Source organism: Haloarcula sp. K1 (assembly GCF_001647155.1).
GTDB lineage: Archaea > Halobacteriota > Halobacteria > Halobacteriales > Haloarculaceae > Haloarcula > Haloarcula hispanica.
Genome location: NZ_LRHL01000043.1, coordinates 90,973 through 111,485 on the forward strand (window position 1 = coordinate 90,973; position 20,513 = coordinate 111,485).

The window sequence follows — 20,513 nt, forward strand, 5'->3', positions numbered from 1 at the left end:
AGAAAACAAGCGTTATGCCGCCCCAGTAAGTTCGATTCGGTATGAAGGTACTCGTCACGGATCCTATCGCTGATGCCGGTCTCACGCGGCTCCGTGAGGCGGGCCACGATGTCGAAACAGCCTACGAGGTCGAGGGCGACGCGCTCCTCGACGCGGTGGCCGACGCGAACGCGCTCATCGTCCGCTCGGGCACCGAAGTCACCGAGGAAGTGTTTGCGGCCGCGCCCGACCTCATCATCGTCGGCCGGGCCGGCATCGGCGTGGACAACATCGACATCGACGCCGCCACGGACCACGGCGTCATCGTCGCCAACGCCCCCGAGGGTAACGTCCGCGCCGCCGCAGAACACTCCGTCGCGATGGCGTTTGCCACGGCTCGCTCCATTCCGCAGGCCCACGACCGCCTGAAAAGCGGCGAGTGGGCTAAAGGTGAGTTCCTCGGCACGGAAGTCAACAACAAGACGCTCGGCGTCGTCGGCTTCGGCCGCGTCGGCCAGCAGGTCGCCAAGCGACTCGGCAGCCTGGGCATGGACATCGTCACGTTCGACCCGTACATCAGCCAAGAGCGCGCTGACCAGTTCGGAGCGGAACTCGTCGACGAGCTCGACGACTGTCTCGCCAAGTCCGATTTCATCACCATCCACACGCCGCTGACCCCCGAGACGGAGAACATGATCGGCGAGGAAGAGCTCGCCGAACTCGACGGCGGCTACGTCGTCAACTGCGCCCGCGGCGGCATCATCGACGAGCCGGCCCTGGCCGAGGCCGTCGAGGACGGCGTCCTGAAGGGCGCAGCGCTCGACGTGTTCGGCGAGGAACCGCTGCCGGACGACAGCCCGCTGCTGGACGTCGAGGACATCATCGTCACGCCCCACTTGGGCGCGTCGACGGAGGCCGCTCAGGAGAATGTCGCCACCTCCACGGCCGACCAGATCATCGCCGCGGCCAACGGCCAGCCCGTCGCCAACGCCCTGAACGCGCCGTCGCTGGACGAGGCGACGTTCAAGCAGGTCGGGCCGTACCTCGACCTCGCCGACACCGCCGGCCGCATCGCCGTCCAGTTGTTCGGCGGCCACATGTCCGAAGTGCAGGTCACCTACGCCGGCGACATCGCCGAGGAAGACGTGGAGTACGTCACCGCCAGTGCGCTGAAGGGTGTGTTTGCGCCCTCGGACCTGCAGGTCAACGCCGTCAACGCCCCACAGATAGCTGAAGACCGGGGCATTGACGTGACCGAGTCCAAGACCCGCTCTTCCGAGGACTACCAGAGCCTCATCACCGTCACCGTCTCCGACGGTGAGGAGTCCGTTTCCGTCTGTGGGACCCAGTTCGGCGGCGAGGAGCCCCGCATCGTCCGCATCGACGACCACCGTATCGAGGCCGTCCCCCACGGCCACATGCTGGTCGTCCGCAATCGCGACGAGCCCGGTACTATCGGGTTCATCGGGACCGTGCTGGGCGAGGCCGACATCAACATCGCCGGGATGTTCAACGGCCGCGAGACCATCGGTGGGGAGGCCCTGTCCGTCTACAACCTCGACGAACAGCCGCCACAGGACATCATCGAGCGACTCAACGGCGACAGTCGCATCATCGAGACCACCTACGTCGAACTCGGCGACGAATAACGTCAGCGGAATTTTTCGAAAGCCAGTCGCAGTTTATTTGCCGTCGATAAGGCGCTCGTACCGGTCGACGACGGCCTGGCGGTGTTCGCGCTCCTGTTCGAGCGCGGTTTCGAGTGTCGCCACCTGCGAGCGCAACAGCGCGATCTGTATCTGATAGATCGTACTGGGCGTCTGTCGGGACGATGGTGACGGGGAGCCCGACCGGTCCCCGGAGTCGAACGGCGGCGCTGAATCGCGGGACGAGGCCATACCCGTGACAGGACCGCCACGGGCAAAAACACCCGTCGGACGACCGTCACGCGCCCGTCTGTCGACCTGATACGTCCGGGTGACGCTGTCGCTCACATGAAGTCGGCGATGCCCGACTGCTTGTTGTGGTCGTTTTCGAACACCGACTCTATTTTCCGTTCCAGTATCTTGAGCCGCTGTTTCGTGTAGTCGCGGGCTCCGAACTCGTCGGCGACGCGGATGGCCGTGTCGATGTACTTGTTGACCGAGCCCTCGTGGACGGTGAGGTTGACGCGGCCGCCACACTCTCGGCAGTCGCCGGTCAGAGGCGCGCGGCGGAACGACTCCCCGCAGTCCAGACAGCGGACCTCCTGCCTGGAGAACGCCCGGAGGTTCCCGATGAGGTCCGGCAGGAAGTGGTACTCGATGATGCGCTCGGCCACGTCGCTCTCGACGACGGCCCGGAGCTTCCGGGAAATCTCGAGCTGGGCGTCCATCTTGTCCTCCATCGACCCGAGCGTCTTGTACGCCGAGAGGTCCGGCCCGGCGGCGATGTTCGCCGTGTCGTGGGTGTGGCGGAACTCGGTGTACTCGCGGTCGGTCCCCAGCGTCTCCTCGGCGATCTTCATCACGTCCTCGACCTCGGTCGGGTCCTTCATCTCGCGGGTGGCCTCGTAGAACTCCCGAGGGTAGGACGACATGATGTCCATGTTGTGGGCCTCGTCGTCGATTTCGCTGGGGTCGATGCGAGAGGACATCACCAGCGGGGCGTCCATCTGTCCGCCGCGCTGGTTCGGGAGGTAGGACTTCGAGAAGTTCAGCAGGCCGTCCATCAGGAGCATTACGCAGTCCTCGTCGCCGTCGCACTGGCCGACATAGGTTCCTTCGACGGCAACGCGGTGCGTGTCGGCGACCGTGAGACAGTAGACGTGGTCCACGTTGCTCTCGACGTACTCGACGGTCTCGACGGTGTCTGTCGGGGCTGCGCCGTCGGTTGCTGCCGTCGAGGCCTCGCCGCGTGCCGTCATCGTGGTCGTCTCGCCGCCATCGTAGGCAGGGAGTTCGTCGCCGGCAGTCAGGTCGCCCGCCGGGACTTCCTCAATCCCATCGGAGCCGGCACGGAGCATCGTGTGGTCGGGCGTAACCCTGAGGGTTCGGTCGCCGACGGAAATCTCGACGAGGTGGTCCGGCGCGGGGTGTTTCGAGACGGCGTCGACGGGCTGGCGACAGGGACCGTTCTCGCCCAGCGACGACACGGTGAGGTCGCCGTCTAACTCTTGAACGAGCGTCCCGAAGTCGTCCTCGTCGGGGTCATCCAGTCGGTTTTCGACCAGTTCCTCGATGGTCCCGTACTCCCAGTCGTCATTCTCGTCTTCGTACCACAGCCGCGTGTCCGGGTGGAAGCAGTTCCGGCGTTTGGCGGCGTGGAAGTACGGATGCGCGTAGCCGACGGCGGCGGAGGTGAAGCCGACCACGCGCCCGACCGTCGCCGCGCTGGTGTGGGGGGCCATCCCGAAGACGAGTTCGCCGACGAGGTCCTCGCGGTCGTCGAACTCGTAGAACCGCTCCAGCCCGTAGTACTGCTCTAAGAGGTCGTCGACGAAGCGAGCGGTCTGGAGCATGTGCTCGGCCGCGCCGTCCGAGAGGACGATGTCCTGGACCTTCAGTTCGACCAGCTGGTCATCGTGAGTCAGCGGATCGCCGTGGATGTCCTCCGTGTAGCCCAGCCCTCGGAGTCGCTCGGCGGAGACGTCCAGTTCCGAGGCTCGGACCGCCGTCACCGGCAGGTCCGTCATGTCGTAGCGCACTGTCCCGTCCTTGAACGCCGACACGTCGTGTTTCGCTCGAAGGATACCTTTCTCCATCGGCTCCGGGACCTTCTCCTCGGAGGTGAGCCCCTTGACCGCTTTCAGTTGCTCGAAGGCTGTCTCGCGCTCGCCGACGTTCTGCAGGGCATCGCGGTAGGCCTCTTGCAGGTCGAGTACCTTGTACTGGGTCGGCGAGGCGAGCGTCTCACAGCGCGTACACTCCGCGCGGCCGGACTCGTCGCGTTCGACCTCGGCCTCGCAGTCGGGACAGACGTACACCGGTTCGGTGGTGCCGCCACAGTCGGGACAGCCCGCCTGGTGGGTCTCGGTTCCGCAGTCGGGACAGCGCCGGCGGGCGATCTCCACCTCGACGTGGCCGGGCGTGTCGCTCATCCCGTCCGCGTGCTTCGTCGCCTTGGCCACGTCCCGCTGTGCGCCGCCGGCCTCGCCGATGGGGCTGAGCGTGTGGACGGCCGGCGAGAGGTCCCGCCGCTCGGATTTCTCGGGGCGACCCATCCGGTTGCCGATGCGGGTCGGGGCTCGCTCCCGGACCTGAAACGGCGCGATCTCGTTGATCGCCTTGATTGCGTTCTGGCCGTCTTCGCGCTCGGCGTCTTCGGCAACCCCGATTGCGTCGAGCGACTCGCTGTCGCCGTAGGTCCGGGCGTGCTCGGAGAGGTCCGATGGTGTCCAGTCCCGCTCCAGCGACCGGGAGAACCCGAGCGTGCGCACCAGCGGTACCCAGTCGGTGACCGTAATCGTGTCCTCGCTCTGCGTGTGCTCGATGAGCAGGTGTTCGAGCGTCCGCTGGACGGTGTCGCTCCGTGGCAAGACGAGCGCGCCGTCGTCACTGCGTCCGTCGCCCGCTGTGCCGTCCATCTCTGGGTCGGCGTACGCACCGTCGGCCTGTGCGACCTGTGCGTCCTCGACGGCGTCGGCGAGCGCGCACACCTGGTCGACGCTCACGTCGTGCCAGAGGTAGGTGTATTTCGGGTGCAACGGCACGTCGTAGTCGGTCGCCCACTCGATTGCCTCCTCGGCGCTCGGGTCGGCGAGGTCGACGTGGGGCGAGTCCTGCATCGCCTGCACGTCCGCGCCCGCGGCATTGAGGTCCTGCTCCCACCACTCGACAGTGTAAGAGGCCGGCGCGAGCGGGTGGTTGTTCTCGACGAACTCCCCGTAGTTGACCAGGTACTCGCCCAGGTCGAGTATCTTCTCGACGCCGTTGCGGACTTCCAGCGCCTCCTCGGCATCGTCGATGCGGCGCACGTCGCCGTTGGCAAGGCGGACGGTCGGCCCCTCGATAGTGTCGACCGGCACGACACCGGCGGCTTTCCCCGGCCGCTCGGTCTTGATCTGGGTCCCAGTCGCGAGGAAGTCGTCGACGAGATGCATCGTCGCCGGATGGACGCCGGCGGTCGCGAAGCCATGGTTACGTGACCGCCCGTAACGAAGCCGGAATCCGCCCGCCTTCGACGGGTGAGAGAATACTGGCCGGCCGGCAATGAGGTCCCGGAGGTATTTGTCGGCTGGCTCGACGCGGGGCGGTCCGTCCTGCTCGTCACTCTCGTCCTCGCCGCCGTCGTCCGCTCCCTCGCTCGCGTCGTCTCGACTCGCGTCTTCCGAGCCGTCCGCCTGGTCGGCCTCGTCCTTGCCGATGGTCCCGTCGATGAGGTCCTGCAGCCACGGCCAGTCGACCTCGTTCAGGTTCCGGGTGTAGCGTTGGATCTTCGGCGCTTTCAGGGCAATCCCTTCGGCCAGTACCAGACACATCCCGCCGCGCGGCGAGTTCGAGTCGACGCGTTCGAGGTCCCGATAGCCCGAGACTTCCTCGTCGCCGGTCGCTTCGCCGTCGAGCATGATCGGCATGTGCTCGGCGATGAACTTCGTCTCCTTCTCCTTGGGCGAGTACTGCAGCCCGGTGTCCTTGTCGTAGAGATCGATCTCCTCGGCGTAGCGCCCGATCTCGTCGTCGCGGGCCTTGTACTGGTCGATGCCCAGCAGTGCGCGGGCGTAGTCGGCGACCAGCACCGACAACGCCTGCGCGGTCCCGCCAGCCGACCGAATCGGGCCGGCGTAGTAGACGTTGATGAACTCCGTCCCGTCGTCGTTTTCCAGCAGTTCGACGCGGTCGATGCCCTCGATCGGTGCGGCGACGACGCCCTCGGTCAGCAGGGCAACGGCGGTCCGGACCGCGCCCTCGACTTTCCCTTCGCGGCTGTCGTAGTCGCCGACAGTCCCCTCGACGAAGTCCTCGACCAGTTCCAGCGCGGCCTCCTCGCGGGACATCTGCCCCTCCAGCTCTCGAACCCGCTCGGCAACGCCGTCGATGCCGAGGATGTTCTCGACCCGGTCTGCCATGTCGCGCGCGGTTGGAATCTCGACCTCCGGCTTCGGGTCACCGCCGCGCTCTTTGGCCCGCTCGGCGACGTCGAAGGCGGCTTCGAGCTGTGTTTCCAGCGTTTCGAAGTACTGTTCGTCGGCCTCTCGCATCTTAGATATTCCAGAGGTCCAGGTCGGTTGGCTCGTCGTGCTCCCGCTTGAGCTCTGTATCGAATCCGCGGACGTACAGTTCGCCCGCCCAGACGGTGCCGGCGTTCAGGTGGCCGGCAATCGCTTCGCCGTCGGGCCGCGAGAGAACAGCGTGGGTGTGGGCGAACCGCTCTCCGTCCAGCTGCGAGATGTTGCCCATACAGGCGGCGACTTCCAGCGGTTCGTCGAAGGTCACCGAGTCGTACTCGGTCCGGTCCTGGTCGTAGAACATGAGCTCCGCGTCTTGGACCGCCCCGAGCCCGTAGAAGAAGCCGGCGTCGATGCCCTGTTCGTCCGCGAAGGCCTCGATTTCGCCCCGCCAGTCCGCGCCGTGTGCCAGTCGGCAGACGTACTCGGACGTACTGTCGACTTCCCGGTAATCCATATACGTACTCGATGGCAGGCCGCTCCAAAAGCGTTGCTTTCGGTGCGACCGTTTATATCCGAGGCCGGGATTACCGCCGCCGTGACGTAGCCACGACCCGGCGCGCTCAGCGATTGCGCGGCACACCGCGCCGGGACCGACCCGTGCCGCCTGTTCGCCATTGTGCCGGGACAGACGACCGACCGGCGTTATCCCGGCAGCGACACCCGACTGACCGGATGGTTCCGGTCGGCGTCGTAGAACGAGAGTTCGTCGACGGTCCACCGGATCGGCTCGATGTCCCGCTCGACCAGCCGAGCGGCCGCGTCGCGGTCCCCGCCGCGGGCGACGGTTACGTGCGGGACGTACGCGTCGCCCTCCATTTCGTCGACGGGATCGAACCGCTCGCAGAGCCGCTCGTGCAGGGCGACAAGCCCCGGGCTCTCGACGGCGAGATACACCACCGGTGATGGACCGGTCACGGCCGTCTCGAACTGCTCGACGCCCGAAATCCGCGCCTCGAACGCCGACTGGCCGCGAAGCGCCTCACGTCCCTGCGCTTCCAGCCGTGCGTAGGCCGTGTGGTCGCCGCCGCCCAGTCGCTTGGCGACCAGCGTGTGCTCGCCCCGTCCCCGCCGCTGTGCGAGCGGCAGGTCGGCCGCGAGGTCGGCCGCCAGCGACGTGACTGCCGACGGGAGCGGGACGTTGATGCTGTACACAGTGGGCGCTCGTCCGCTGTGGGCAAAAAGAGCGCGGTCCTACAGCCGGTCGAGCAGCCACAGGACGATGAGGACGATCAGAATCACGCCGAGGAACGGCTGTAGTATGCCGAGCAGGCCGGTCAACAGCCCGAGCGCTGTATCGAGCACTTCGAGCCCTAGCCAGACCACAATGAGGACAAGGACAATCTTCAGCAGAGTGTCCACGTCGAGTTTGGCTCTGTCCATGCTCGATAGGATTCCCTCGCGGGGCAAACCCCTTGTGGCCATGGGGGCAGGCGATCCAGTCCAACTACCAAACTTGCCTGGGATGTAAGGCCCCTGACTATCAGTTCACACAATCGGCAATAAACGATATACCTGCTGAGGGGATAGCCGCGGTAGGATGGGCCGGAGCGCTGGAACGCTAGTAGTCGTATTCGTCGCGATAGCATTGCTTGTACCGACAGCGACCGGAGTCGGTTTCGGCAGCCTCGGCCAGCAGTCCGTCGACGCGGATGTGGTCGTGATGACGGCGGACGTGGACTCCGATGGAACGGCCGACTGGACGGTCGCCTACCGAATTCGACTCGACGACGATAACGCAACGCAGGCATTCGAGGACCTGCGGACGGATATTCAGGCCAACCCGTCGGCGTACACGGACCGCTTCGAGAACCGGATGCAGGACACTGCCGGGGCAGCCGAAAACACGACCGGCCGCGAGATGGCCATCGAGAACGTCACCGTGAGCGCGCGCGAGGAGACGTTCGGCCAGACGTACGGCGTCATCACCTATCGGTTCCAGTGGACGAACTTCGCCGGCGTCTCCGGCGACCGCATCGAAATCGGCGACGCGCTCTCGGGGCTGTTTCTGGACAGCGAGACCTCGTTGACCGTGCGCTGGCCGGCGGACTATCAGGCTGACTCCGTCGCGCCACAGGCCGACGAACGGGAGAACGCCTCTGTCACCTGGCGCGGCCAGCAGACGTTCGGGGAAAACGAGCCGCGAGTGGTCGTCAGTCCGGGGGACGCCGCTGACGGGGAGGACGAATCGAACGGACTCCTCGTCGGCGGACTCCTCGCGCTGGTCGGTATCGCCGCCGCAGCGTATGCCCTTCGGCGGTACGGCGTGCTCGGCGGCGGTAAGCCGGCCGAACCGCCGGCGTCGATGGTCGACTCGGACGAGTCTGAAGCGGAGCCGGCCGCCGTGACGGACGCCGACGCTGGCGCACCACCGGCCGAACTCCTGAGCAACGAGGAGCAGGTCCTGCAACTGCTCGAATCCAACGGCGGGCGGCTCAAACAGCAGCAGGTGGCCGGCGAACTTGACTGGACCGACGCCAAGACGAGTCAGGTCATCGGGGGCCTGCGCGACGAAGACAAAGTCGAGACGTTCCGCATCGGCCGCGAGAACGTGGTGACGCTGCCGGACACCGACGTGACTGGTGGGGAGGGTGACGGGAGCGACGGAGCCGACAGCGGCGGCGAAACCCAGTGATAAAGGAACCGACCGTTTACTGGAATCTGCCGTCTCATATCACTGCTGCCGGGCGGTTTTAATTCGGCTTAATCGGCGCTAACCCGGCATCACTGACTCCTGTTTATAGGGTGTTCGGTGGTCAAGTAACGGCTATAATGAGACGAGCCACTCCGGTATTGCTGGCAGTCGTGCTCGTGGTGAGCACGCTCGCCGCGGTGCCCGCCGCGACGATGGCACAGGAGACTGAAACGGTGACCGAACAGGCCGACGAGAACGCGACGCCCCCCGGCGCACAGCTGGCGGGCGTCGTCAGCGTGCAGGAAGCCGAACTTGACGGTGAGGTCCAGTCCCGGACGTTCGGGGTCCGCATCGCGCAGGCGAACACTGACGCCGCGAAGGCGTCCGTCGTCGCCGACCAGGTGAACGACTCCGAGGCCCGGCTCGCGGAACTCCAACAGCGCAAGCAGGCGCTCGCCGAGGCCCGCGAGAACGGCTCGATGAGGGAGGGCGAGTACCGGGCGAAGGCTGCACAGCTCCACGCCGAAACGAAGAACGTCCAGCGACTGGCTAACGAAACGAACGAAACCGCCAGCCAGCTCCCCGCCGAAGCCCTGGATAGGCAGGGCGTCGACGCGGCGGCAATCAAGACCCTCTCACAGCGCGCGAGCGAACTGAGTGGTCCGGACGTCGCCGCTATCGCACAGGGTATCGCCGGGCCGAACGTCGGACAGCAGGCTCGACCTGACGCTGCCGGCGACCGTGGCGGCGATGCGGTGAACCGCTCCGAGGCAGACGACCGTCCCGGGGTCGAGCGGGAACGAACTCAGGCAGGTGAACGGACAGACGATATTGATGCCACGCCGGCCAACGAGACGGCCACCGATGGCGGTGAAACTGAGCCGCCGACCGACGTCGGGTCCGACACTGTCGACGCTGGCCAATAGCACAAAAGAAGTCGAAGATACTGTTTAACCTCGTCACACAGCGGTCTGCGTGTCGCTACTGGCCGCTACGGGCGACGCGATGGCTACTGTGTCCATGTGTCTGGGGACCATACACACGCCACTGTGAACACGGAAACTATTAGTACCCGAGTCACACAGCAGAAAGTACATGACGCGGACCTCTCGCTCCACGATGCTCGCTGCGGACAGCGAGGGGTCCCTCCGTTTCTCCCCACGACGACGACCGGGCCGTTTCTAGGCCCACTACTACTTACTCTTCATTCGACAGGTTCGTTTCGCCGCTAGACGCCGTCGTCGTCGGTTCGATGGGATACTCGATCTGTTGTTCGATCGAGAAACCGACAGGCACACCACGGAACCAATTCAGAACACATCCATGCCAGAAGGAAACGGAACCGTCGCGCTCGCCTTCTCGGGCGGGCTCGACACGACAGTCTGCGTATCGCTGCTGAAAGAAGAGTACGGCTACGACGAGGTCATCGGCGTCACCGTCGACGTCGGCCAGCCCGACTACGAGTTCGAGGAGGCCGAGGAGACCGCCGAAGCGCTGGGCGTCGAACAGCACGTCGTCGACGCCACCGAGGAGTTCGCGGACCTCTGTATGGAGGCCGTCAAGGCTAACGCCGACTATCAGGGCTACCCGCTCGGAACCGCCCTCGCGCGCCCGGTCATCGCCAAAGCCATTCTCTCAGTCGCCGAAGAGGAGGGCTGCTCGGCCGTCGCCCACGGCTGTACTGGCAAGGGCAACGACCAACTGCGCTTCGAGGCCGTCTGGCGCGACTCCGACCTCGATGTCATCGCACCGGTCCGTGAACTCGGACTGACCCGCGAATGGGAAAACGAGTACGCCGCCGAGAAGGGCCTGCCCGTCGAAGGTGGCGACGGCGGCCGCTACTCCATCGACACGAACCTCTGGAGCCGCTCCATCGAAGGCTCCGAACTCGAAGACCCGAGTACAATCCCGTCCGACGACATCTACAAGTGGACCGACAACCCCTCGGACAAGGACGCCGAACTGGTCGAGGTCGCGTTTGAGGAGGGAATCCCAGTTGCTGTCGACGGCGAAGAACTCGGCGGGGTCGAACTCATCGAGCAACTCAACGAGCAAGCGGGTGCCCACGGCATCGGCCGCACGGACATGATGGAAGACCGCATGCTCGGGCTCAAGGTCCGCGAAAACTACGAACACCCCGCAGCGACGGTGCTGCTGACGGCCCACGAGGCGCTCGAAGGACTCGTCCTCACGCAGGAGGAGCGCCAGTTCAAGGCCCAGGTCGATCAGGAGTGGTCCCAGAAGGCCTACCAGGGCCTCGTCGACGCGCCGCTGACGGGGGCGCTCGAAGCGTTCATCGACGACACCAACGAGCGCGTCACCGGTACCGTCACGGTCAAACTCGAAGGCGGTCACTGCCGCCCGGTCTCCCGCGAGTCCGACTACGCCGTCTACAGCGAGTCGGCGGCCTCGTTCAACGAGGAGGACGTCTCCGGCGGGATCACCCAGCAAGACGCCACCGGCGTTGCGAAGTACCACGGCTTCCAGTCCCGCCTCGCGAACAAGATCCTCGACGACGCGAAGAAGGGCGCTGCCGTAACGGACGGCAGCGGCGACCAATCTGACGCCGCGACTGAGGACACGGAGGAGTAAGCGAATGAGCGACGGCGAGGACCACGAGACGGCGGACGCGGACCACGCGGCCACAGCGGGCGACGCCGACCGAAGCGGCGAGACGGTCGTCCGCCGCGACCGCTTCGCGGGCGGGCCCGCCCGGTCGTTCCTCTCCTCGCTGTCCGACGACGAGCGCATCTTCGCGGCCGACCTGGCCGTCGACCGCGCCCACGTCGTGATGTTGGCCGAACAGGAGATCATCGACCGCGAGACGGCCGGCGACGTGCTGGCCGCGCTCGCGGACGTGGAAGACGCGGGCCACGGTGCGCTGCCCGACGGCGAGGATGTCCACGAAGCCATCGAGAGTGCGGTCATCGAGCGCGTCGGCCCGGACGGCGGGAAGATGCACACCGCTCGCTCGCGCAACGACGAGGTGGCGGCCTGCATCCGCTACCGCCTGCGCGAAGACGTTCTGGACCTCGTCGAGACCGTCGTCGGTGCCCGCGAGCAACTCATCGAGGTGGCTCGTGCCGAGCGCGAAACGGTGATGCCGGGCTACACGCATCTCCAGCCTGCCCAGCCGACCACGGTCGCCCACTGGGTGCTGTCCTACGAGCAGGCGCTCCAGCGCGACACCGCGCGCCTGCTGGACGCCTACGAGCGCGTCAACCAGAACCCGCTCGGGTCGGCCGCGTTCGCCGGGACGCCCTTCGATGTGGACCGCGAGCGCACGGCCGAGTTGCTCGGGTTCGAGGGCGTCGCCGAGAATTCGATGGATGCCTCGGCGACGCGGGATTTCCTCGTCGAGACGACCAGCGCCGTCGCCACGCTGGCGACGAACCTGTCGGGGCTGTCCGAGGATGTGGTCGTGATGGCGAGCAAGGGCCACGTCACCCTCGACGACGACTACGCCTCGACCTCCTCGATCATGCCCCAGAAGAAGAACCCCGACACGCTGGAGCTGGTCCGCGGTCGGACGGGTGACGCCGTCGCCGGGCTGAACGGCCTGCTGACCAATCTGAAGGGCCAGCCCCGGGCGTACAACCGCGACCTGCAGCGCGCCGGTCGCCACGCTTGGGACGCCATCGACAGCGTCACCGAGAGCGTGGCAGTCGCCGCGGGCGCGGTCGCAACCGCTGACTGGCCTGCCGAGACGCTCGAAGCCGCAGCCACTGATGGCTTTGCGACGGCGACTGGCGTGGCGGACTTGCTGGCGATGGCCGGTGTGCCGTTCCGCACGGCCCACGAGGTCGTTGCCGAGGCCGCCGCCGGTCTGGGGTCCGAGGAAGACGCGCCCGACTACGAGGCACTGTCGGCCGTCGCCGAGGACGTGCTGGGCGAGCCTCTGTCAGCCTACGTCGACCGCGACGCGCTGGAGGCCGCACTCGACCCGACCGAAAGTGTCGCGATGCGGGACTCTCGCGGCGGCCCGGCCCCCGACGCTGTCGCCGAGCAGGTGTCGACGGCAGAGGACGTGCTCGCGGCGGATACCGAGGCACTGACTGACCGCTGGCAAGCGGTTTCACAGGCGGCTGACCGCCGCCAGACGGAGGTGGACCGATATGTCTGACCGACCACCGTCCCCTCGCGGGACAATTATACCATACTTCTGATACACGATTCGGAAACGTGGCGGATTTGGAGCTTTGATACGATTAGAAGGCAGTATATCTTGTTAAACTATTCTGATATGTTCGAAGGCTTTAAGTGGATCCCTGTCACAGGATGAACTACAATGGCAGAATGCATCGAGTGCGGGGCGGACGTGTCCCTGCACGACAACCTCGAAGTCGGAGAGATCGTTGACTGTGCCACCTGCGGTGCCGAACTGGAAGTCGTTGGCGCCGACCCTGTCGAGCTCGACAGCGCACCCGAGCTCGAAGAGGACTGGGGTGAGTGAGGTGTTCGCGGTGGCGCGGCGCTCGGCGCCGTACGTGACCGTGGCGCTCGACGCCGCGAGCCGCGAACCCACGGAGGACTCAGTATGAAAGTCGGACTCCTCTACTCGCGCATCCGCCGGGACGAGAAGCTACTCCTGTCGGAACTGCGCGAGCGCGACCACGAGATCGAGAAAATAGACGTTCGCAAACAGCAGTTCAATATCCACGAGGCCCCCGAGGCCTTCGAGGATCTGGACATCGTCGTCGACCGCTGTCTGGCGACCAGTCGTAGCGTGTACGCGACGAAGTTCGCGGAGGCCTACGGCGTGCCGGTCGTCAACGGTCCCGAGGTCGCCGACACCTGTGCGGACAAGGTCAACAACAGCCTCGCGTTAGAGGCCGCGGGCGTGCCGACGCCCAACACCGACGTGGCGTTCACGAAGGACGCCGCGCTGGAATCCATCGAGAAGTTCGGCTACCCCTGCGTCCTCAAACCCGTTGTCGGCTCCTGGGGTCGCCTGATGGCGAAGATCGACTCCCGCTCGGCCGCCGAGGCCATCCTCGAACACAAGGAGACGCTCGGCCACTACGAGCACAAGATCTTCTACGTCCAGGAGTTCGTCGACAAGCCCGGCCGCGACATGCGCGTGCTGGCCGTCGACGGCGAGCCCATCGCGGCGATGGTCCGCTCCTCGGACCACTGGCTCACCAACGCCGCCAAGGGCGCTGAAACCGACGAGTTCGAACTGGACGACCGCGCACTGGAACTGGTCGAGAAGGCCTCCGACGCGGTCGGTGGCGGCCTGCTCGGTATCGACCTGATGGAGGTCGGGGTATCGGAGAGCGACACCGAAGGCGGGCGTAAGTTCGAGGACTACACGGTCCACGAGGTCAACCACACCGTCGAGTTCAAGGCCTTGAACGAGGTCACCGACGTGGACGTGCCCGCGAAGGTCGTCGACTGGCTCGAACAGAAAGCGGCGACCGAGACTGACGCCGAGGTGACAGCATGACGTACACCGCGAGTGTCGTCGGCGGCTCCGGATTCACCGGCGGGGAACTGCTTCGCATCCTCGACGGTCACCCCGAGTTCGAACTGGCACAGGCGACCAGCCGCTCGAAGGAGAACAAGACTATCGGGCACTCGCACCCGAACCTTCGCCACTCGGACCTGCGCTTCTCCTCGCCGTCGGACCTGGAGTCGGTTGACGTGCTGTTCGCCGCGACGCCCCACGGCGTCTCGATGGAACAGATCGACGCGTTCCAGGAGGCGGCCGGCACTGTCGTCGACCTCTCGGCGGACTTCCGGCTCGATTCGGAGGCCCAGTACGACGAGTGGTACGACGGCCACACACGCCCGGAACTGCTTGACCAGAGCGAGTACGCGCTACCGGAACTCAACCGCGACAACCTCGCGGGCGCGGACCTCATCGCCTCCGGCGGCTGCAACGCCACGGCGACAATCCTGGGCCTGCTCCCGCTGTTCGAGGCCGACATCCTCTCCGGTGACGAGCAGATCGTCGTCGACGTGAAGGTCGGGTCAAGCGAGGGCGGAGCCGGCGGCGGCGAGGCATCCTCGCATCCGGAGCGCTCGGGCGTCGTCCGTCCGTACGCGCCGACGGGACACCGCCACGAGGCCGAGATCCAGCAGTTCCTCGGCATCGACGTGTCCTTCACCGTCCACGCGGTGGACATGATTCGCGGCGCGAGCGCGACCTGTCACGTCTTCCCCGAGGGCCCGGTCTCGAAAGGCGACCTCTGGGGAGCCTACCGCGGCGAGTACGAGGACGAACCGTTCGTCGAACTCGTCGCGGGCGGCGGTGGCGTCTACCGCTACCCCGAACCCAAGTCGGTCGCGGGAACGAACCGCGCCGAGGTCGGCTTCGAACTCGACCCCGGCAACAAGCGACTGGTCGTGTTCTCGGCCATCGACAACATGATGAAAGGGTCGGCGGGCCAGGCCGTTCACGCGGCCAACGTCGCCCTCGGCATCGAAGAGACGGCGGGGCTGGAGTTCCAGGGGCTCCACCCCGTCGGCGCACCGTAACCCCTGACCTGAGTTCTTATGACAGTCGTTATCAAAGTCGGTGGCGCTCGCGCGGTCGACCCCGCGGGGGCGCTTGCGGACGTGGCATCGTTAGTGGCCGATGGTGAACAGGTCGTCGTGGTTCACGGCGGCTCCACCAAAGTCGACGAGACGCTCGAACGGCTCGGCGTCGAGCCCGAATACGTCGAGACGCCGTCGGGCGTCGTCGGTCGGTTCACCGACGAGACCACGATGGAGGTGTTCGAGATGGCCTTCGGGCATCTGAACACCCAGCTCGTCGCCGGCCTCCAGAGCGAGGGCGTCGATGCGGTCGGGCTCACCGGCGTCGACGGCAAACTGCTCTACGGACCGCGGAAGTCCGCAGTGCGGGTCGTCGAGGACGGCAAGAAGAAGATTCGCCGCGGCGACCACTCGGGCACGATCAAGCAGGTCAACGGCGACCTGCTGGAGACGCTGCTTGCGGACGGCTACACGCCCGTCGCCGCGCCGCCGATGGCCGGGGACGACGACGGCGAAGTCATTCCGGTCAACACGGACGCCGATCGCTCGGCGGCGGCCATCGCCGGCGAACTCGATGCGCAGTTGGTGCTCCTCACTGATGTCGAGGGCGTTTACGCGGACCCCGATGACCCGTCGACGCTCATCGAATCGGTCGAGACGGCAAGCGACTGGGACGCTCTTGAAGACGCTGCAGAGGGATTCATGGGCCGGAAAATCATGGCCGCCGAGGAGGCGCTCGACGGCGGCGCATCGGAGGTCGTGGTGGCAGACGCCAACGCCGAGTCACCGATTCTCTCGGCGCTTGACGGCGGCGGAACCCACGTTCACGCGAGCGCACTCGAACAGGACACAGACCAGACAGCGACGGAGGAACAATGAGTGGATTCGTTTTCAACGAGAAACCTATCCAGATCGAACGTGGCGACGGTGCCTACGTCTACGACGACAGCGGCACAGAGTATCTAGACATGGGCGCGTCCTACGCCTGTGTCCCGCTGGGACACGGCCACCCGGCGGTCCAGAGCGCCGTCAGCGAGCAGCTAGAGAAGATCACGTACGTCCAGGCGTCGTACCCGAACGCCGAGCGGACGGCGCTGTACGACCTGCTCGCCGACACCGCACCGGACCCCATCGACAAGACCTGGCTCTGTAACTCCGGGACCGAGGCCAACGAGGCCGCGCTGAAGTTCGCCCGGTCGGCGACGGGGGACTCCAAGATCGTCGCGACGATGCAGGGCTTCCACGGCCGGACGATGGGCGCGCTGGCGACGACGTGGAAGAACAAGTACAAGAAGCCCTACGAGCCGCTCATCGGCGACGTGGAGTTCGTCCCCTACGACGACAGCGAGGCGCTCGACGAGGCCGTCGACGAGGACACCGCCGCGTTCATCGTCGAACCCGTCCAGGGCGAGGGCGGTATCAACCCGGCCTCGGACGGCTACCTCGAAGCCGCGCGGGAGATAACCGAAGACGCTGGCGCGGCGCTCATCTTCGACGAAGTCCAGACCGGAATCGGCCGGACGGGCGCGCTGTGGAACTCCCAGCGAGCCGCCGTCGCACCCGATATGATAACCGCGGCGAAGGGGCTCGGCAACGGCCTTCCCGTCGGCGCGACGCTGTGCCGGGACTGGATCGCCGAGGACTACGGCTCCCACGCCTCGACGTTCTCGGGCGGCCCGGTCATCTCGGCGGCCGCCGGCGCGACCGTCTCGACCGTCCTCGAAGACGACCTTCCCGAACACGCCGCCACGATGGGCGATTACCTCCAGACGGAACTGGAAGCGGCCATCGGCGACGACGTGCGGGACATCCGCGGCGAGGGCCTGATGATCGGCGTCGAGGTCGGCCGCGGCGCGAACGCGGCCCTGAAGGAACTCGCGCTGAACCACCAAGTGCTCGCGCTGCCGGCCGGCCGCACGGTCGTCCGCCTGCTTCCGCCGTTGACCATCGACGAGTCCCACGCCGACGCCGTCGTCGACGCGATGGCGGAGGTGGTGGGATGAGCGAAGCCGCGAGCCGCGAGGCCGACACGGAGGCCCGCGACCTGCTCGAAGCAATCGTTCGCACGCCGTCGGTGTCCCGCGACGAGGAAGCCGCGGCCGAACGGCTGGTCGAGTTCTTCGAGGCCCACGGCCGCGAGGCGTGGCTCGACGAGGTCGGCAACGTCCGCGCGCCTGCTGACGACGCCGTCCTGCTCACGTCCCACATCGACACCGTGCCGGGTGACATCCCGGTTCGCGTCGAGGAAACCGACGAGGGCGACGTGCTGTGGGGCCGTGGCAGCGTCGACGCGAAGGGGCCGCTGTGTGCGATGGCCGTCGCGGCCGTCCGCACCGGGGCCTCCTTCGTCGGCGTCGTCGGCGAGGAAGTCGACTCGAAGGGCGCTCGCCATCTGGTCGAGGACCGTGAGACAGCACCCGGTGCCGTCGTCAACGGCGAGCCCTCCGGCTGGGAGGGTATCACGCTGGGCTACCGCGGCCTGCTGGCCGGGACCTACGTCGCCACCAGCGAGTCCGGCCACTCCTCGCGCCCGGAGAACAACGCCATTCAGGACGCCATCGACTGGTGGTCGGCGGTCGACGACGAGTTCGAGACCGACGAGTGGCACCCCGTCTTCGAACGCGTCACCTGCAAGCCCGTCGAGTTCAAGGGCGGCACGTCCAGCGACGGGCTGAGCGTCGAAGCGACGATGGACGTCCAACTGCGGGTTCCGCCGGAGTACAGCACCGACGAGATCCGGGAGATTGCCGACGGATTCCTGGAGAACGGCACGGTCAACTGGGACGACAAGGTCGAGCCGGTGATGCAGAGCCCCCGGACCAGCGCCGCCCGGGCGTTCCGGGCCGCGATCAGGAAGCAGGGCGGCGAGCCCACGTTGCTTCGCAAGACCGGCACCAGCGACATGAACGTCTACGCGAAGGCGTGGGACTGTCCGATGGTGACCTACGGGCCTGGCGACTCCGACCTCGATCACGCACCGAACGAGCACCTCCCGCTCGACGAATACGACCGCTCCGTCGCGGTGCTGGAAACCGCGACCGAACGCCTGCTGGAGGACTGACATGGACATACTCGACGTCGACGACCTCACGACCGACGAACTGGCGACCGTCCTCGACCGCGCCGCGGCCATCAAGGCCAATCACGGCGAGGGGAGTACAAGCGACCTGCTCGACCAGCAGACGCTCGGCATGATATTCGAGAAGCCGTCGACCCGGACCCGGGTCTCCTTCGAGACGGGGATGACGCAACTGGGCGGCCACGCCGTGTTCCTCGGTCCCGACGACATCCACCTGGGCCACGGCGAACCGGTCAAGGACACCGCCCGCGCGCTCGGGCGCTACGTCGATTTCATCATGGCCCGCGTGTTCGACCACGCGGACGCCGAGGAGCTGGCCGAATACGCCGAGGTCCCGGTCATCAACGGGCTGACCGACGACGCCCACCCCTGCCAGACGCTCGCCGACCTGCTGACCATCCGCGAGCGGTTCGGCGACTTCGAGGACGTCTCCGTCGCGTGGGTCGGCGACGGCAACAACGTTTGCCAGTCCTTCGTCATCGGCGCGGCGATGGTCGGACTGGACCTCACTGTCGCCACCCCGGAGGGCTACGGCATCTCCGATGACGTGGCCGACCGCGCCGCCGCCTTCGGCAACGCGCCCGAGACGACCCACGACCCCGAGGCCGCCGTCGCCGACGCCGACGTGGTGTACTCCGACGTGTGGGTCAGCATGGGCCAGGAGGACCAGCGCGGCCAGAAACTCGAAGACTTCGAGGGCTTCCAGATCACGACGGACCTGCTCGAAGATCGGCCGTTCATGCACTGCCTGCCCGCCCACCGCGGCGAGGAGGTCACCGACGACGCCATCGAGTCGGACAACGCCATCGTCTGGGCGCAGGCAGAGAACCGCCTGCACGCTCAGAAGGGGTTGTTGGTGTGGCTGTCTGAGCAGGCGTAGACCCGTCCCGAACGGGAAAACGTGGCCTAGAGAAACACCGACGAGGCCCGCTTGACGAAGTCAACTGGATCTGACCTGAGCTGATCGACGTACCTGAGCGGGTCGGATTTGACGGCCTCGATGGACATCCGGCCGTTTCTGGCGACGCGGGTCAGATACCCTTGCTGGAGCATCCGGTTTTGCTCCTTGCTGTAGACGGGTTTGTTCGTCTGCATAGCGATCGTTCGGGCCTGGGAGTGTGAGCTCTCGATGAACAGCTTGGCGTCCGAAGACCCGTACACCTCGGCCTTGTACTCGCCGTGGTTGCCCGCGGCGACCCGCGTAGCCTTGTCCGGGTACTGCATCATCACCAGCTCGTCGTACTCGATTCCGTGCTCGTCGAGCCAGGCGGCGGTCTCGCTGCGATACTTCTCCAGTCGGCAGGTGACGATCTGCCCGATTTCCACCGAGGGAACACAGATCGGGTCGACAGTCGAGATAAACTCCCGGTATTTCGGCCCGTCGTCGTTCTCTTCGGGCGTCGGGTCACGACAGAGGATGCCGTCAAGGTCGACACAGGAGTCCACGAGGAAGTCGTGGTGCATCATGTTCCACTCGAATACTCTCGGGAACGGCAGGGTCTGGGCGTAGGTATCGACGAACCGCTCGGACCCCTCGTCCACGTACACAGCGCCGTAGTACACGTCCGCGGACAGATCAAACCCGTCAATGGTCGACTGCGCATCGGTCATTTCGCTCCCGGTGTAGACGGTGTCGTCGACGACCAGTATCGTCGAGAACTCCGAGAGGTCGAACTCACCGTCGTACCGTTCCCCCGTCTGTAGGAGTCTGCCCTCCCGCAACCCGTCGATATCCGTCATCGGGAGATTGAGATGCAGCGAAAGTAAGTTTGACACTAGCATCCCGCTTCTGGGTATTCCGACGATCAGATCCAGGTCGTCTGGTAGATCGACGATCCACTCCTGCGTATCAGCACTGAGGTGGTCGAAACTCCTGTAGTTCATTGGTTTCTGGGATCGGGAAGTATTAGCATCCTCGTCGTAGCTCGGACACCACGAGGAGAAATGCGCTTACTTCTTTTTAAAGTGACATTAGTCAGTGAGTATTAATGCTTTTGATATGTACTCCGACGAGACATTCTTATGCGGATATAGGTGATCTGTGGCAGCTCTGGTTCGTATGAGGACAATCTCCACCCGAAACAGCACCCTTTTCGATGTATTCGGCATTGTTTCACACAGTACTAGTTACTATTGGAATCCTGCTAGCTGGTCCCTCTAGCTGAAACAGTAACTATCCCTATATATTCGTCAAC

At 65.8% G+C, this 20,513-nt stretch carries 18 protein-coding genes; 12 read left to right on the plus strand and 6 right to left on the minus strand.

Annotated features, from left to right (window positions below):
• Window positions 1–41 precede the first annotated feature (41 nt).
• On the plus strand, window positions 42–1,628 hold the full coding sequence (gene serA / locus AV929_RS13935; RefSeq protein WP_064288546.1) for a phosphoglycerate dehydrogenase: 1,587 nt from the start codon (window positions 42–44) through the stop codon (window positions 1,626–1,628).
• A 33-nt stretch (window positions 1,629–1,661) separates the two neighbouring features.
• Here the strand turns inward: serA and AV929_RS13940 are convergent, their stop codons facing one another.
• The 5 genes from AV929_RS13940 to AV929_RS13960 form a co-directional block, all read right to left on the minus strand.
• Window positions 1,662–1,877, minus strand: coding sequence for a hypothetical protein (locus AV929_RS13940; RefSeq protein WP_014041697.1), 216 nt, complete (start codon window positions 1,875–1,877; stop codon window positions 1,662–1,664).
• Between the two features lie 92 nt (window positions 1,878–1,969).
• Entirely contained in the window at window positions 1,970–6,157 is a 4,188-nt protein-coding gene (locus tag AV929_RS13945; RefSeq protein ID WP_064288547.1) for a DNA-directed DNA polymerase II large subunit, read from the minus strand.
• 1 nt (window position 6,158) lies between these two features.
• Entirely contained in the window at window positions 6,159–6,581 is a 423-nt protein-coding gene (locus AV929_RS13950; RefSeq protein ID WP_014041695.1) for a PPC domain-containing DNA-binding protein, read from the minus strand.
• A gap of 188 nt (window positions 6,582–6,769) precedes the next feature.
• Entirely contained in the window at window positions 6,770–7,279 is a 510-nt protein-coding gene (locus tag AV929_RS13955) for a 2'-5' RNA ligase family protein (RefSeq protein WP_014041694.1), read from the minus strand.
• 39 nt (window positions 7,280–7,318) lie between these two features.
• Complete coding sequence (locus AV929_RS13960) at window positions 7,319–7,507, minus strand: hypothetical protein (RefSeq protein ID WP_014041693.1); 189 nt, start codon at window positions 7,505–7,507, stop codon at window positions 7,319–7,321.
• A gap of 157 nt (window positions 7,508–7,664) precedes the next feature.
• Here AV929_RS13960 and AV929_RS13965 point away from each other — a divergent pair, with 157 nt between their 5' ends.
• From AV929_RS13965 to argF, 11 genes are all read left to right on the plus strand, one after another.
• Window positions 7,665–8,759, plus strand: coding sequence for a hypothetical protein (locus tag AV929_RS13965; protein WP_064288548.1), 1,095 nt, complete (start codon window positions 7,665–7,667; stop codon window positions 8,757–8,759).
• A gap of 137 nt (window positions 8,760–8,896) precedes the next feature.
• On the plus strand, window positions 8,897–9,685 hold the full coding sequence (locus AV929_RS13970; protein WP_196219998.1) for a hypothetical protein: 789 nt from the start codon (window positions 8,897–8,899) through the stop codon (window positions 9,683–9,685).
• A gap of 397 nt (window positions 9,686–10,082) precedes the next feature.
• A complete protein-coding gene (locus AV929_RS13975; protein WP_064288549.1) occupies window positions 10,083–11,351 on the plus strand; it encodes an argininosuccinate synthase in 1,269 nt (422 codons plus the stop codon).
• 4 nt (window positions 11,352–11,355) lie between these two features.
• Window positions 11,356–12,882 carry an argininosuccinate lyase gene (gene argH / locus AV929_RS13980; RefSeq protein WP_064288550.1) on the plus strand — a complete coding sequence of 509 codons (1,527 nt, stop codon included), beginning with the start codon at window positions 11,356–11,358 and terminating at the stop codon, window positions 12,880–12,882.
• Between the two features lie 165 nt (window positions 12,883–13,047).
• Window positions 13,048–13,212 carry a lysine biosynthesis protein LysW gene (lysW, locus tag AV929_RS13985; protein ID WP_004959888.1) on the plus strand — a complete coding sequence of 55 codons (165 nt, stop codon included), beginning with the start codon at window positions 13,048–13,050 and terminating at the stop codon, window positions 13,210–13,212.
• An 84-nt stretch (window positions 13,213–13,296) separates the two neighbouring features.
• Window positions 13,297–14,205, plus strand: a complete 909-nt coding sequence (lysX, locus tag AV929_RS13990; protein WP_064288551.1) for a lysine biosynthesis protein LysX — start codon at window positions 13,297–13,299, stop codon at window positions 14,203–14,205.
• Window positions 14,202–15,239, plus strand: coding sequence for an N-acetyl-gamma-glutamyl-phosphate reductase (gene argC, locus AV929_RS13995; RefSeq protein WP_050037273.1), 1,038 nt, complete (start codon window positions 14,202–14,204; stop codon window positions 15,237–15,239). The genes lysX and argC overlap by 4 nt, the downstream gene beginning before the upstream one ends.
• An 18-nt stretch (window positions 15,240–15,257) precedes the next feature.
• Window positions 15,258–16,118, plus strand: a complete 861-nt coding sequence (locus AV929_RS14000; protein ID WP_064288552.1) for an acetylglutamate/acetylaminoadipate kinase — start codon at window positions 15,258–15,260, stop codon at window positions 16,116–16,118.
• A complete protein-coding gene (locus AV929_RS14005; protein WP_014041685.1) occupies window positions 16,115–17,242 on the plus strand; it encodes an aspartate aminotransferase family protein in 1,128 nt (375 codons plus the stop codon). Before AV929_RS14000 ends, AV929_RS14005 begins: the two co-directional genes overlap by 4 nt.
• Window positions 17,239–18,300 carry a [LysW]-lysine hydrolase gene (locus AV929_RS14010; RefSeq protein WP_064288553.1) on the plus strand — a complete coding sequence of 354 codons (1,062 nt, stop codon included), beginning with the start codon at window positions 17,239–17,241 and terminating at the stop codon, window positions 18,298–18,300. Before AV929_RS14005 ends, AV929_RS14010 begins: the two co-directional genes overlap by 4 nt.
• 1 nt (window position 18,301) lies before the next feature.
• Window positions 18,302–19,198, plus strand: coding sequence for an ornithine carbamoyltransferase (gene argF / locus AV929_RS14015; RefSeq protein ID WP_050037270.1), 897 nt, complete (start codon window positions 18,302–18,304; stop codon window positions 19,196–19,198).
• A 26-nt stretch (window positions 19,199–19,224) separates the two neighbouring features.
• Here the strand turns inward: argF and AV929_RS14020 are convergent, their stop codons facing one another.
• Complete coding sequence (locus AV929_RS14020; RefSeq protein ID WP_050037269.1) at window positions 19,225–20,202, minus strand: orotate phosphoribosyltransferase; 978 nt, start codon at window positions 20,200–20,202, stop codon at window positions 19,225–19,227.
• Window positions 20,203–20,513 lie beyond the last annotated feature (311 nt).